Source organism: Hahella sp. HN01 (genome assembly GCF_018986435.1).
Lineage (GTDB): Bacteria > Pseudomonadota > Gammaproteobacteria > Pseudomonadales > Oleiphilaceae > Hahella.
In genome coordinates this window covers 22,996-37,326 of sequence record NZ_JAHMIN010000010.1, presented here as the reverse complement: position 1 = coordinate 37,326, position 14,331 = coordinate 22,996, and the positions used below count along the sequence as shown (strand labels likewise).

Here is a 14,331-nt window from a genome sequence, read left to right as displayed (position 1 = left end):
TTAGACTCCTCTAATCGCTGCAGCCACTTTAATTGCATCGACAGTGGCTCCGACGTCATGCGCTCTAATGATTCGAGCGCCGTTATATATGGCGACTGCCGCAGCGGAAACGCTTGCAATTAAACGCTCCTCCACTGCTTTACCGGTTATCATTCCCAGCATGCTTTTGCGTGACACTCCCACCAGCACCGGGGACCCCATGCCCACAAACGCTTGCAAATGTTTCATTAAGGCAAGGTTGTGCTCCAAGGTTTTGCCAAAACCAAACCCCGGATCCAACATTATTCTATCTATATCGATTCCAGCTTCGAGAGCGGCCGAGCGTCTCGCGCCCAAGTATGACGAGACTTCTTTAACAATATCAGTATAGATTGGATTATCTTGCATAGCCCCGGGCTCGCCTTTCATATGCATCAGACAAACTGCCGCCTTTGAAGATGCTGCCGCCTCCAAAGCGCCATCCCGAGTCAATGCACGCACGTCATTAATTAAATCCGCCCCGAGCACCACGGATTCACTCATTACTTCAGGGGTGCTGGTGTCCACGGAAATATGCACATCAAAACGCGCGCGAACAGCTTCAACCAAAGGACAAACTCTATCCAGCTCTTGACTGACCGTCACCGGAGCCGCACCCGGCCTGGTGGACTCGCCACCAACATCTATAAAGACGGCACCTTCAGAAACCATCTTTTCAACCTGCCTTAAAGCGTCATCTGGGGACAAAAACCGTCCCCCGTCAGAAAAAGAATCAGGAGTGACATTCAATACACCCATTACCACAGGGGCGCTCAAGTCCAATATAGAATTTGGAAGTGTCAGCTTCATTCGTTATCTCATTCGAAATCTGGAGAGGGTTATACAAAATAAAAAGACCCGGTAAAACCGGGTCATTTAGCTAGACTGAAATGCTTATTGAATTAATGAGATCCGGCTGCTCCGCCAATCTCACCTCCTTTCGGTGGATTCGCATTCGCCTCGGCATCTTTGACAGGCTGAGCCCCGCCAGGCGGATTAGAATCCCCCCACCCCTTCGGAGGAGGCGGCTCCTGATCAGCCATGATAGCGTCGATTTGCTCTGAATCTATCGTTTCGTACTTCATCAAAGCATCTGCCATCATGTGCAGCTTACTCATGTTTTCAACGAGTAATTTGCGCGCATGCTCATAGCAGTCATCAATAATAGTTCTTACTTCATCATCAATACGCTGAGCTGTTTCAGGAGAGTATACCTTCTGGGCATGACCAGCCGAACGCCCTAAAAACACCTCTTCGTTGTCATCATCATATAGTAGAGGCCCCAACTTATCCGACAGCCCCCACTTCGTAACCATATTGCGAGCAAGGCCAGTGGCGCGCTTGATGTCATTGGAAGCGCCGGTCGTAACCCCCTCAACTCCCAATGTCAGCTCTTCAGCGATACGACCACCAAACAAGCTACATATATTACTGATGAGATACTGTCGGCTATGACTGTAACGATCCTCTTCTGGCAAGAACATCGTCACACCCAAAGCGCGACCACGAGGAATGATACTGACTTTGTAAACAGGATCGTGCTCAGGCACCAACCTACCGACAATAGCATGGCCCGCTTCATGATAAGCTGTGTTACGCTTCTCTTTCTCTGACATAACCATAGACTTGCGCTCTGCGCCCATCATGATTTTGTCTTTCGCCAACTCCATTTCATGCATGCCTACAGTGCGCTTGTTAGCGCGAGCAGAGAATAACGCAGCCTCATTTACCAAGTTCGCAAGGTCCGCGCCGGAAAACCCGGGCGTTCCACGTGCAATAACGGAAGCATTCACATCATCCTCAAGCGGCACTTTACGGAGGTGCACTTTCAAAATCTGTTCACGCCCAACAATATCTGGAAGCCCCACAACCACCTGACGGTCAAAGCGACCAGGACGCAATAACGCAGGGTCGAGAACATCAGGACGGTTGGTCGCAGCGATTACAATTACGCCTTCATTACCTTCAAAACCGTCCATTTCAACCAATAACTGGTTCAAAGTCTGTTCGCGCTCGTCATGTCCACCACCCAGACCTGCTCCACGGTGACGACCGACAGCATCAATCTCATCGATAAAAATGATGCAAGGCGCCTGCTTCTTCGCCTGATCGAACATATCTCTGACACGCGAGGCGCCAACCCCGACAAACATCTCAACGAAATCGGAGCCAGAAATTGAGAAGAAAGGAACTTTCGCTTCACCAGCAATGGCCTTCGCCAGTAGAGTTTTACCAGTTCCGGGGTTACCTACCATCAGTACGCCACGGGGAATTCTTCCGCCAAGGCGCTGGAATTTGCTAGGGTCACGCAAGAAGTCTACGATTTCCTTTACTTCTTCTTTAGCTTCATCAACACCAGCCACATCAGCAAAGGTCGTCTTGATCTGATCCTCGCCCATAAGCCGGGCTTTACTCTTGCCAAATGACATCGGGCCCTTACCGCCAGCCCCCCCCTGCATCTGCCGCATGAAGAACATAAAGACCGCAATAATGACCAATATCGGGAACGAGGCGACTAATAGTTGAGTCCAGATACTTTGAGTTTCTGGCTCGCGCCCCTCGACGACCACCTCATTTTTCATAAGGTCGCCAATTAAACCCAAGTCGGGAATTTCAGGGCGAATGGTTGCGAACCTAGACCCATCTTGTCTTTCCCCGTCAATCGCCACGCCGTCTATGACTACTTTTTTCACCTGGCCACTGTTGACCATCTGTAGAAATTCAGAGTAATTGAGCTTTTGGGCGGACGAGGGGACATTGAAATTGTTAAATACCGTCAGCAGCACTGCTGCGATAATCAACCAAAGTAATAAATTTTTAGCCATATCGTTCAAGGGCCATCCCTCTTTTCTTACAGACTCGAATAGTGATTTGTCGCTCGGTTCTATGCATTCGCAGGGTTTAGATAACACCAAACCATACTATATGTCCATTATCGCCGCTATTTACATTAATTTTACTAAACAGGACGATTACGAAAGTTTATCCCCGAAACCCTTTGGCAACTAGGTAAATCTCACGTGACCGAGCACGGGACGCGTCAGGTTTGCGTATATTTACGCTACTAAACCTGCCCCTGGACTCTTGCATAATCTGATCGAAGCCTTCCCCCTGGAAGACCTTGGCGACAAAGCATCCATTCTTCTTAAGAACGCGACACGCCAAATCAAGCGCTAATTCAACCAGATACATCGCTTTCGGTATATCGACCGATTTCATCCCACTCATATTGGGGGCCATATCGGAAATTACAAGGTCAACAGGCCGACCGTTTACTTCGTTAAGGATCGCATCCAGCATTTCTTCCTCAGTGAAGTCCCCCTGAAAAAACGTCACGCCAGCAATACTGTCCATTGACAGCAGGTCGCACGCGATTACTTTCCCCTGATCGCCCACTACGTCAGCAACGACTTGAGACCAACCTCCAGGAGCCGCACCGAGATCTATCACGGTCATTCCCGGCTTCAACAATTTGTCCTGCCGGTCGAGCTCAATCAATTTATAGCTGGCTCTCGAACGAAATCCGTCCTCTTTGGATTTTTTTACATAGACATCACTATGATGCTCATTCAGCCACCGAGAGCTGGATTTAGAACGTCCCACTTTATTGCCTCTGACACGATTATTTTAGTATAGGCACATTTGCTGATACTGTGTTTTTTTGTTCAGAAAGTGCGCCATAGTGCGTTACTATACACGCTTTTCATACGCAAGAAGGTTTCCACACAGACATGACTCTACCCATAGAGCAACGCAAGCAGTACCGCGCTATCGCACATCACTTGAAGCCGATCGTCACTATCGCCGGCGCGGGCATTACCGAAGGCGTTATCAATGAGCTTGAGCGCGCATTGAACGACCATGAGTTGATCAAAATTAAAATTGCTGTCGGCGAAAAGGAAGAAAGAGCCGAGATCATCAAAGAGCTTTGCGAGATGTCCCGCTCGGAATTAGTTCAAGTAATTGGGCGCACCGCGATACTGCTTCGCAAAAATCCCAGGCCCAACCCCAAGCTTTCAAACCTTTTACGTCATCAATCTGGCGCAAGCAAGTAAATTAAAAAAGCCGGCTAACGCCGGCTTTTTATTTACGCACCGCCCTGTTTACAGGTGCTGCACGCCATCAATTTCATATTCAACCATGCCGCTTGGCACCTGCACAACGACAACGTCGCCGACAGTTTTTCCAATCAATGCGCGCGCAATCGGAGAAGACACTGAAATTTTGCCTTTCTTAATATCCGCTTCGTCATCACCCACGATCTGATAAGAGCTGGCGTCATCTGTATCCAGATTGATGATATTCACGGTTACGCCAAAAATGACCTTCCCTGTATTTTCAATAGAGGTAACGTCAATCACCTGGGACATGGACAACTTACTTTCGATTTCCGCAATGCGGCCCTCGATAAAGCTCTGTTGTTCACGCGCAGCATGATATTCAGCGTTCTCCTTTAAGTCTCCGTGCTCTCTGGCTTCCGCGATGGCCGTGATTACACGCGGCCGATCCACAGTCTTCAGACGATTCAACTCTTCACGCAGGGCTTGCTCCCCTGCTTTTGTCATAGGTATTTTGCTCATTTGTCGCCTTGAATGGTTGCATGAATATCCTGAAGACGATTCACAGCGTGATCCTGCCCAACCTTGATAGCACGGCAGAATGCCTCACCTCCCGTCAGGGTGGTGGTATAGGTCACCTTGTATTGTAGGGCCGACTTACGGATTTCCGCAGAATCCGCAATCGCCTTCCGGCCTTCCGTAGTATTGATAATCAAATCTACTTCTTCATTTTTTATGGCGTCTACGATATGAGGTCTGCCTTCTCGCACTTTATTGATCCGTTTTACGGGAATGCCCGCTTCTTCGATCGCTTTTGCAGTTCCCGCAGTCGCCATAATCTCGAAGCCTACAGCATTTAACTCTTTAGCTAAAGACACCGCTCCCGCTTTATCCGCATCCCTGACGCTCAGGAACACAGTTCCGCCGGTCGGCAAAAAGTCTCCGCCAGCCGCCGCAGCCTTGGCAAAGGCCTCATCAAAACTTTTGCCAACTCCCATGACTTCGCCCGTGGACTTCATTTCTGGGCCAAGTATCGGATCTACGCCCGGGAACTTGTTAAACGGGAACACAGACTCTTTGACATTGTAGAAACTAGGAATAATTTCCTTGGTAAAACCCTGCGCCTCAAGAGATTTGCCCGCCATGCACAGCGCAGCCACCTTAGCGAGCGACACGCCTATCGCCTTGGAAACGAACGGAACAGTACGAGAGGCTCTGGGGTTCACCTCTATCACATAAATTTCGCCGTCCTGATAGGCCAACTGCACATTCATCAAGCCGACAACCTGCAGCTCAAGAGCCATCTTGATGACCGTTTCACGCATTTTGTCCTGAACATCCGCAGGCAAACTGTACGGAGGCAGCGAACAAGCCGAATCACCAGAGTGGACACCCGCCTGTTCGATGTGCTGCATAATGGCGCCGATCACCACTTTCTCGCCATCAGAAACCGCGTCGATATCGACCTCGATCGCAGCATTCAGGAAGTGATCCAGCAATACAGGGCTGTCGTTGGAGACACGCACCGCATCTCGCATATAGCGCTGTAGTTCAACTTCGTCGTAGACGATTTCCATGGCGCGGCCACCCAACACATAAGAAGGACGAACAACCAAGGGATAACCAATTTCCTTCGCCTTGCTCAACGCTTCTTCCTGGCTGCGAGCTGTCGCATTCGGCGGCTGACGCAAGCCCAAGCGAACCACCATCTGCTGGAACCGTTCACGGTCTTCCGCACGGTCAATCGCATCAGGAGTCGTTCCGATAATTGGTACGCCCGCTTCTTCCAGCCCTCTCGCCAATTTAAGCGGAGTCTGACCGCCGTAGTGAACAATTACGCCACGCGGCTTTTCCAAATGGACAATAGCCAGAACGTCTTCCAAGGTAATTGGCTCGAAATACAACCTGTCAGAAGTGTCGTAATCCGTAGAAACGGTCTCAGGATTACAGTTGATCATGATGGTTTCATAGCCGTCATCGCGCAATGCAAAGGCGGCGTGAACGCAACAATAATCGAACTCAATCCCCTGACCAATTCTGTTAGGGCCACCACCGATCACGATGATTTTTTCACGATCGCTCGGTTGCGCCTCACACTCTTCGTCGTAAGAGGAATACATGTAAGCCGTAGAGGAAGCAAATTCCGCCGCACAGGTATCTACACGCTTGAATACCGGCTTGATGCCATATTCCAAACGCTGCTTACGCAACGCTTTTTCGTTGATGCCCAGCAGCTCGGCAAGACGCTGGTCAGAGAAGCCTTTACGTTTCAGTCGACGCAAACGGTCCGCAGTCAAGTCGGACAGCGCCATATTGCCGAGCGCTACTTCATCTTTGATCAAATCTTCGATCTGCACCAAGTACCATGGGTCAACCTTGGTGTACTCATAGACTTCCTTGACGCTCATTCCTGCTCGGAACGCATCGCCAATGAACCACATCCGCTCGGCGCCGGGCACTTTCAAGCCACGAGTTAAAACATCACTAGCGTCTTCAGACCCAAGATCAACTATGGGCTCAAAGCCAGCCGAGCCAACTTCCAAACCGCGCAGCGCCTTGTGGAGCGACTCCTGGAAGTTACGACCAATCGCCATCACCTCGCCCACTGACTTCATTTGCGTCGTCAGTGTCGCATTGGCTTGCGGGAACTTCTCAAATGTGAAACGTGGCACTTTGGTGACCACATAGTCAATGCTCGGCTCAAAAGAAGCCGGCGTGACGCCACCAGTGATGTCGTTACTCAGCTCATCCAGGGTATATCCAATCGCCAGTTTTGCAGCGACCTTAGCAATAGGGAAACCCGTCGCCTTGGACGCCAACGCTGATGAACGGGACACACGGGGATTCATCTCAATCACCACCATGCGACCAGTTTCGGGGTCCATACCAAACTGAACGTTGGAGCCACCTGTCTCTACGCCAATTTCACGCAACACAGCTACCGAGGCGTTACGCATGATTTGGTACTCTTTATCCGTCAACGTCTGCGCAGGCGCGACGGTAATGGAATCACCAGTGTGCACGCCCATTGCGTCAAAGTTTTCTATCGCGCAGATGATAATGCAGTTGTCCTTCTTATCACGAACAACCTCCATCTCATACTCTTTCCAACCGATTAACGATTCGTCAATCAGCAGCTCACGAGTCGGCGATAATTCCAGACCTCGCTCGCAAATCTCAGTAAACTCTTCCTTGTTATAAGCAATGCCGCCGCCAGAGCCGCCCATTGTGAAGGAGGGGCGAATAATAGCGGGGAAGCCGATCTGATCCAGCACTTGCAGAGCTTCTTCCATGCTATGCGCAATAGCGGAACGAGGAGTCTCCAGACCAATGGCTTTCATCGCCTTGTCAAAGCGCTCACGATCTTCCGCTTTATCAATGGCGTCCTGTGTGGCGCCAATCATCTCTACGCCATACTGCTCAAGGACGCCTTCACGAGCCAAGTCGAGCGCGCAGTTCAAAGCAGTTTGCCCGCCCATGGTTGGCAACAACGCGTCTGGGCGTTCTTTTTCAATGATTTTCGCGACTGTGCGCCAGTTAATCGGCTCGATGTAAGTGGCGTCGGCCATGGCCGGATCAGTCATGATGGTGGCGGGGTTGGAGTTCACAAGGATAACGCGGTATCCCTCTTCTCTCAGTGCTTTACACGCCTGCGCCCCGGAATAGTCAAATTCACAGGCTTGTCCGATGACGATAGGACCGGCCCCAATAATCAGGATACTATTGATGTCTGTACGTTTTGGCATGTGTGCTCTTCTACTCGCTCGAATCTTGCGACGCCCCGCAGGCCGCCGACATCACCCAGAATTACGCCTGTTTCGGTTCAGACGCGGCGCCGTCGGGCGCCGACGCTGAAATCCGAGTATTAGACTGATCGGTATTTGACTTCCCGCATGGAGTCAATGAACTGGTCAAATAAGGGAGCCACGTCGTGCGGGCCCGGACTCGCTTCAGGGTGCCCCTGAAAACTGAAGGCGGCGACGTCAGTGCGTCGAATTCCTTGCAATGAGCCGTCAAACAGAGACTTATGCGTAGTCTCCAGGTTGGCGGGCAACGAGGATTCATCCACCGCAAAGCCATGGTTTTGGCTAGTGATCATCACTTGCCCCGTGCGCAGATCCTGCACTGGATGGTTGGCGCCGTGATGCCCGAACTTCATCTTCTCTGTGCGTGCTCCGCTGGCCAGCGCCAGTAGCTGGTGCCCCAAACAGATGCCAAATACAGGCGTCTGGGATTTCAGAATCTCAGCAATGGCCTCAATAGCGTAGTCGCAAGGCTCAGGATCGCCTGGTCCATTAGATAGGAACACGCCGTCCGGAGACATCGCCAATACATCCTGCGCAGGCGTTTTCGCCGGCACCACGGTTACGCGGCAACCGCGCTCAGCGAGCATACGCAAAATGTTCTTTTTCACGCCGAAGTCGTACGCGACAACGTGAAACTCGGCATCCTCCAGAGTCTGATATCCTTCTCCTAGAACCCAAGTCGACTCAGTCCAATTCAAGACGTCCGTACGAGTCACCTCTTTGGCGAGATCCATCCCTTTCAGTCCGGGAAAGGCTTTAGCCGCAGCCAACGCTGCTTCCGCCGAAGCCCCTTCGCCCGCCATGATGCATCCGTTCTGCGCGCCTTTCTCCCTTAAAATACGAGTCAGGCGACGGGTATCGATGTCAGCGATGGCGACAATACCGTTTTCCCGGAGATACTCCGACAAACTCTTTTGGCTGCGCCAGTTGCTAACTGTCATGGAAAGATCGCGAATCACCAGACCTGCCGCCCAGACTTGATCTGATTCGACATCTTCTTCGTTAATTCCGGTGTTGCCTATGTGGGGGTATGTGAGAGTGACAATTTGTTTTGCGTAGGAAGGATCGGTAAGAATTTCCTGGTATCCGGTCATCGCAGTATTGAAAACCACTTCGCCGGTGGTTTCGCCGGCTGCGCCGATAGATATCCCATGAAATATGCTTCCGTCTTCAAGTGCTAGTATTGCGGGTGTAGTCAATTCCATAGCTCGCCAGTTGAAAACGTCTAATCAAACACTTATGAAGGTGGACTCAACTTGCAAAAAAGCGAGAGGGAGATTTAAACTCCGTCCCGCTTTTTAGTGATGTCCGATGTGTATGGGCAACTTGCGCACAAACCCCAATATTCTAGTGGATTCGGTCAAGACTGTCTATTTGTTTTCCAATTTCTTTGGCGATTTTATTCTTTATCAAGCTCCGCGCACCCGAAACCCAAGTGCGCATACAAGCCAATACGAAGTCAGATTAACCTATTTCAGACCCAGCACATCCTGCATGTCATACAGCCCCGGAGCCACGCCATGCAACCATAAGGCCGCCTTAACGGCGCCTTTTGCAAAAGTCATGCGACTGCTCGCCTTGTGCGTTATTTCTATACGCTCCCCCATCGTCGCAAACATCACCGTATGATCGCCAACGATGTCGCCCGCGCGAATCGTCTCAAAACCGATAGTCTTTTTATCCCGCTCCCCAGTGATACCTTCACGACCATAAACTGCGCACTCATTCAAGTCGCGCCCCAGCGCCTCAGCTACAACCTCGCCTAATCTCAACGCAGTACCCGACGGCGCATCCTTTTTAAAACGATGATGCGCCTCGATTACTTCCACATCGTAATCGTCACCCAGCGTTTTTGCGGTCAGCGCAAGAATATTCAACAGTAAATTCACACCCACGCTCATATTGGGGGCAAATACTACCGGACAGTCCTTCGCCGCTTCAGACAAGTGCGTTTTTTGCGACTCACTGAACCCCGTCGTTCCAATCACTATCGCTTTGCCCTCTTTACGACAAAGCGCCAGCAACTCAAGCGTGGTCTCCGGCGAAGTGAAATCGATAATCACATCAAAGTCGTCCAGCACTTGCGCCAAGTCATCAACGCAGGCCACGCCTTTTTTACCTACGCCGGCGATTTCTCCCGCATCAGCGCCAACCAAAGAGCTGCCAACTCGCACAGAAGCAGCCCCCAAAGAAGCATCCGGGTTATCGCAGACCGCTTCAACCAACACTTTACCCATGCGCCCGGAAGCGCCCACTATCGCTACTCTGGTCATGCTTATTCCTCTGTTTTCTCTGGAATATTACTGTTATAGGCGTTCCGCCACCGCTCCAATACAAAAAAACCGGCGTTCGCCGGTTTTTCGTTGCGCATGCAGACTGCTAGAACTTCATATCGTCAAAAAAGCTTTTCACGCCTTCAAACCAGCTATGCTTTTTTGGCGCTTGCTGTCCACCGCTCTCCTCCATTGAGGTTTGAAACTCGCGCAGCAAGTCCTTCTGTTTCTTGGTCAGGTTTACAGGGGTTTCCACCACTACCCGACACAGCAAATCTCCTGGCGCGCCACCACGAACTGGAGTCACGCCCTTTCCGCGCAGACGGAACAGTCTGCCGGTTTGCGTTTCCTCTGGAATCTTGAGCTTCACCCGCCCATCAAGCGTGGGCACTTCAAGCTCCCCACCCAATGCTGCGTCGACAAAGGAGATTGGCACTTCGCAATACAGATTTCTGCCATCACGGGTAAATATCTTATGTTCACGTACAGCGACCTGAACATACAAATCTCCCGGCGGCCCGCCGTTTACTCCCGGCTCGCCTTCACCTGATAAGCGAATGCGATCGCCAGTATCCACACCGGCGGGAACTTTAACCGAAAGCGTCTTCTGCTCTTCCACATAGCCGCTGCCGTGACAGGAGCGGCAGGGGTTGCGAACAATTTTTCCTGCGCCGCGACAGCGAGGACAAGTCTGCTGGATAGAGAAGAAGCCCTGTTGCATGCGAACCTGGCCAGCGCCGTTACAAGTGCCGCAGGTTTCAGGCTGCGTGCCTTTTTCTGCGCCGCTTCCGCCGCAACCATTACACTCTACTTGAGAAGGAACGCGAATCTTCACGGTTGTGCCGCGAACCGCTTCTTCCAAGTCGAGATCCAGGGTATACCTTAAATCTGAGCCGCGATTCGCCCGAGTGCGACCTCCGCCGCCCCCGCCAAATATATCGCCGAATACGTCGCCGAATATGTCGCTGAAACTGGCTCCGCCGCCGAAACCGCCAGCCCCAGCATTGCCATCCACTCCGGCGTGACCGAACTGGTCATAGGCCGCTCTTTTCTGGTCATCAGAGAGCACATCGTAAGCTTCAGTAGCCTCTTTGAACATCTCTTCAGCCGAAGCGTCTCCGGGGTTTCTGTCCGGGTGATATTTCATCGCCAAACGCCGGTAAGCCTTCTTGACATCCTTACCGTCTACGTCCCGCGAAACGCCCAACACTTCGTAATAATCGCGTTTTGCCATAACTTAATCTTATGCGCCAACTGCAAAAAAACCGGATTATAACCTAAACACAATAAGGCAGTGCGGTTAAATTCCGCACTGCCTCAGGCATGCAAGGAGCCGGACTATTTCTTATCGCCGTCCTTAACTTCTTCAAACTCGGCGTCGACTGCGTCATCCGCTGGCTTAGCAGCGGCGTCTTCAGCTTGAGCGCCAGCGTCTCCGCCTTGCTGTGCGGCCTGCTCAGCATACATCTTCTGCGCCATGGAAGAAGATGCTTCGCTCAGCTTCTGCATTCTGTCTTCAATAGCTTCTTTATCGTCGCCTTTGATCGCTTCTTCCAGCTCTTTGATAGCTGCTTCAATGGCCACTTTTTCTTCAGCAGTCACTTTATCGCCAGCATCTTTAAGCGTTTTCTGAGTAGCGTGAACCAGAGCGTCCGCCTGATTGCGCGAAGACGCCAACTCTTCAAACTTCTTATCTTCCGCCGCATGCGCTTCCGCATCCTGCACCATCTTATCGATTTCGTCTTCGCTCAAGCCAGATGAGGCTTTGATAACGATGGATTGCTCTTTACCAGTCGCTTTATCCTTCGCAGATACGTGCATGATACCGTTGGCGTCGATATCGAAGGTCACCTCAACCTGAGGCACGCCACGAGGCGCGGGAGGCAGACCAGTCAAATCAAAACGGCCTAACGACTTGTTCATTTGCGCTTGCTTACGCTCGCCCTGCAGAACGTGGATAGTCACAGCCGTCTGATTGTCTTCCGCAGTAGAGAACACTTGCGACTTCTTGGTCGGGATAGTCGTGTTCTTCTCAATGATCGGCGTGGAAACGCCACCCATGGTTTCAATGCTCAAAGACAATGGCGTCACGTCCAGCAGCAATACGTCTTTCACGTCACCAGACAATACCGCGCCCTGGATAGCTGCGCCGATAGCGACCGCTTCATCAGGGTTAACGTCTTTGCGCGCTTCTTTACCAAAGAAGTCGGCCACTTTGCTCTGCACCATTGGCATACGAGTCTGACCGCCAACCAGAATCACTTCGTCGATTTCTGAGGAGCTGCAACCAGAATCTTTCAATGCGATGCGGCATGGCTCAAGGCTACGCTCAACCAGCTCTTCCACCAGACTTTCCAGCTTGGCGCGAGTCACTTTAACGTTAAGGTGCTTAGGACCACTTGCATCAGCAGTAATGTACGGCAGATTCACATCCGTCTGCTGACTGCTGGAAAGCTCGATCTTAGCTTTCTCTGCAGCTTCTTTCAGACGCTGCATCGCCAATGGGTCGCCTTTCAGGTCGATACCGGAATCTTTCTTGAATTCCTGCGCCAGATAGTCGATCAAGCGCAAGTCGAAGTCTTCACCACCCAGGAACGTGTCGCCGTTGGTGGCCAGTACTTCAAACTGCATCTCGCCGTCTACATCAGCGATTTCGATAATGGAGATATCGAAGGTTCCGCCACCCAGGTCATAAACGGCCACTTTACGGTCGCCACCCTTCTTGTCCATACCGTACGCCAACGCCGCCGCAGTCGGCTCGTTGATAATACGCTTAACTTCCAGACCGGCGATTCTGCCTGCGTCTTTGGTAGCCTGACGCTGCGCGTCGTTGAAGTAGGCCGGTACGGTGATAACCGCTTCCGTCACCTTCTCGCCCAAGAAGTCTTCCGCCGTTTTCTTCATCTTTTTCAGAACTTCAGCGGAAATCTGGGGAGGCGCCATTTTCTTGCCTTTCACGTCGACCCAAGCGTCGCCGTTGTCAGCCTTGGCGATAGTGTAAGGCACCATTTTGATGTCTTTTTGCACTACATCGTCTTCAAAACGTCTACCGATCAGACGCTTGATGGCGAAAAGAGTATTCGTGGGGTTAGTTACCGCCTGACGCTTGGCGGATTGACCTACCAGCGTCTCATCGTCAGTGTATGCAACGATGGAAGGCGTAGTGCGTCCGCCTTCAGAGTTTTCAATAACGCGTGGCTTGTCGCCTTCAAGAATCGCTACACAGGAGTTTGTAGTCCCCAAGTCGATCCCGATAATTTTACCCATAATTTCTACTCCTGAAAAAATCTCGCTAATTGATTACCAGCTAATATTGGAGTTGATCTCAATTTTTCAACCCGAAGCTGGCGGGATTTTGTACGTTTTCAACCAGCGCTGAACGCGTATAAAGCGCGATCAGACGCCTTTCGACACCATAACCATGGCTGGCCGGACCAAACGTCCGCTCAGTAGATAGCCTTTCTGCAATACCGCAATAACGGTATTTGGCTCTACATCGGCTTGCGGCACCATGGACATAGCCTCATGAAATTCCGGGTTGAAGGGCTGCCCCATGGGATCAACCACTTCCACTTCGAATTTTTTCAGGCCGGAGTTGAACAGAGACAACGTCATTTCCACGCCGTCTTTCAAAGTCGTGACCTGGGGTTCGGCGGACTCCGTGGCGCCACAGGCTTCCACCGCCTTTTCCAAGCTATCCACTACCGGCAAGAGCTCTTTCACAAAGCGCTCCAGAGCAAACTTACGCGCTTTCTCAACATCGTTTTCAGCACGACGGCGTACATTCTGCATCTCAGCATGTACGCGCAACATTTGCTCTTTTTGCTCACCGAGCTCCTGCTGCAATCTCTCAATCAACTCGTCACGGTCAGCGGGTTCGCCGCTCGCCTGAGCCGTTTCAGCTTGCTCAGCCATTGCGGCTTGCGCCTGATCGTCAGCGATGACTTGTTCTTCTACTTGACTCTTAGAATCTTCAGACATTTGATCGAATCTCCCAAAATCCATCCGATACTTTTGAATTGCCCTCAATATGGGGTCGATCAAACCGGTTTCAACCAGCCAAATATCGACAATCGTCAGGAAATGACGCAGGTCACCCGACATTGACTCCAGTCAGCATCCAAAATGACTGCAAATCATACAAAAAATACTCTTCGCACCCTCTTGTTGCGTCAT

General features: G+C 51.3%; 11 protein-coding genes. 1 reads left to right on the top strand and 10 read right to left on the bottom strand.

The window, feature by feature from the left end; translation table 11 throughout:
- From folP to rlmE, 3 genes are all read right to left on the bottom strand, one after another.
- The gene (folP, locus tag KP814_RS11515; protein WP_216736909.1) at positions 1 to 828 is read right to left on the bottom strand and encodes a dihydropteroate synthase; all 828 of its coding nucleotides are present in this window, start codon (positions 826 to 828) and stop codon (positions 1 to 3) included.
- A gap of 92 nt (positions 829 to 920) precedes the next feature.
- Positions 921 to 2,843 (bottom strand): ATP-dependent zinc metalloprotease FtsH, encoded by a 1,923-nt coding sequence (gene ftsH / locus KP814_RS11510; RefSeq protein ID WP_253938327.1) that lies wholly within the window; start codon positions 2,841 to 2,843, stop codon positions 921 to 923.
- Positions 2,844 to 3,000: 157 nt separating this feature from the next.
- Positions 3,001 to 3,621 carry a 23S rRNA (uridine(2552)-2'-O)-methyltransferase RlmE gene (gene rlmE / locus KP814_RS11505; RefSeq protein ID WP_216736907.1) on the bottom strand — a complete coding sequence of 207 codons (621 nt, stop codon included), beginning with the start codon at positions 3,619 to 3,621 and terminating at the stop codon, positions 3,001 to 3,003.
- Between the two features lie 128 nt (positions 3,622 to 3,749).
- Here rlmE and yhbY point away from each other — a divergent pair, with 128 nt between their 5' ends.
- Complete coding sequence (yhbY, locus tag KP814_RS11500) at positions 3,750 to 4,073, top strand: ribosome assembly RNA-binding protein YhbY (protein ID WP_216736906.1); 324 nt, start codon at positions 3,750 to 3,752, stop codon at positions 4,071 to 4,073.
- Between the two features lie 48 nt (positions 4,074 to 4,121).
- Here the strand turns inward: yhbY and greA are convergent, their stop codons facing one another.
- The 7 genes from greA to grpE all read right to left on the bottom strand — a co-directional run bounded on the left by greA (position 4,122) and on the right by grpE (position 14,136).
- Positions 4,122 to 4,598: a transcription elongation factor GreA gene (gene greA / locus KP814_RS11495; protein WP_216736905.1), complete on the bottom strand. Its 477-nt coding sequence runs from the start codon at positions 4,596 to 4,598 to the stop codon at positions 4,122 to 4,124.
- Positions 4,595 to 7,822: a carbamoyl-phosphate synthase large subunit gene (gene carB / locus KP814_RS11490; protein WP_216736904.1), complete on the bottom strand. Its 3,228-nt coding sequence runs from the start codon at positions 7,820 to 7,822 to the stop codon at positions 4,595 to 4,597. The genes greA and carB overlap by 4 nt, the downstream gene beginning before the upstream one ends.
- A gap of 119 nt (positions 7,823 to 7,941) precedes the next feature.
- Positions 7,942 to 9,081 carry a glutamine-hydrolyzing carbamoyl-phosphate synthase small subunit gene (gene carA / locus KP814_RS11485; RefSeq protein ID WP_216737051.1) on the bottom strand — a complete coding sequence of 380 codons (1,140 nt, stop codon included), beginning with the start codon at positions 9,079 to 9,081 and terminating at the stop codon, positions 7,942 to 7,944.
- 270 nt (positions 9,082 to 9,351) lie between these two features.
- Positions 9,352 to 10,155 (bottom strand): 4-hydroxy-tetrahydrodipicolinate reductase, encoded by an 804-nt coding sequence (dapB, locus tag KP814_RS11480; RefSeq protein WP_216736903.1) that lies wholly within the window; start codon positions 10,153 to 10,155, stop codon positions 9,352 to 9,354.
- 106 nt (positions 10,156 to 10,261) lie between these two features.
- Positions 10,262 to 11,389, bottom strand: coding sequence for a molecular chaperone DnaJ (dnaJ, locus tag KP814_RS11475; RefSeq protein ID WP_216736902.1), 1,128 nt, complete (start codon positions 11,387 to 11,389; stop codon positions 10,262 to 10,264).
- 104 nt (positions 11,390 to 11,493) lie between these two features.
- Positions 11,494 to 13,422 (bottom strand): molecular chaperone DnaK, encoded by a 1,929-nt coding sequence (dnaK, locus tag KP814_RS11470; RefSeq protein ID WP_216736901.1) that lies wholly within the window; start codon positions 13,420 to 13,422, stop codon positions 11,494 to 11,496.
- 129 nt (positions 13,423 to 13,551) lie between these two features.
- Entirely contained in the window at positions 13,552 to 14,136 is a 585-nt protein-coding gene (grpE, locus tag KP814_RS11465) for a nucleotide exchange factor GrpE (RefSeq protein ID WP_216736900.1), read from the bottom strand.
- Positions 14,137 to 14,331 lie beyond the last annotated feature (195 nt).

Coding starts and splice junctions, on each gene's coding strand:
- folP (WP_216736909.1), bottom strand. CDS start 828: ATGAAGCTGACACTTCCAAATTCTATATTGGACTTGAGCGCCCCTGTG.
- ftsH (WP_253938327.1), bottom strand. CDS start 2,843: ATGGCTAAAAATTTATTACTTTGGTTGATTATCGCAGCAGTGCTGCTG.
- yhbY (WP_216736906.1), top strand. CDS start 3,750: ATGACTCTACCCATAGAGCAACGCAAGCAGTACCGCGCTATCGCACAT.
- greA (WP_216736905.1), bottom strand. CDS start 4,598: ATGAGCAAAATACCTATGACAAAAGCAGGGGAGCAAGCCCTGCGTGAA.
- carB (WP_216736904.1), bottom strand. CDS start 7,822: ATGCCAAAACGTACAGACATCAATAGTATCCTGATTATTGGGGCCGGT.
- dapB (WP_216736903.1), bottom strand. CDS start 10,155: ATGACCAGAGTAGCGATAGTGGGCGCTTCCGGGCGCATGGGTAAAGTG.
- dnaJ (WP_216736902.1), bottom strand. CDS start 11,389: ATGGCAAAACGCGATTATTACGAAGTGTTGGGCGTTTCGCGGGACGTA.
- dnaK (WP_216736901.1), bottom strand. CDS start 13,422: ATGGGTAAAATTATCGGGATCGACTTGGGGACTACAAACTCCTGTGTA.
- grpE (WP_216736900.1), bottom strand. CDS start 14,136: ATGTCTGAAGATTCTAAGAGTCAAGTAGAAGAACAAGTCATCGCTGAC.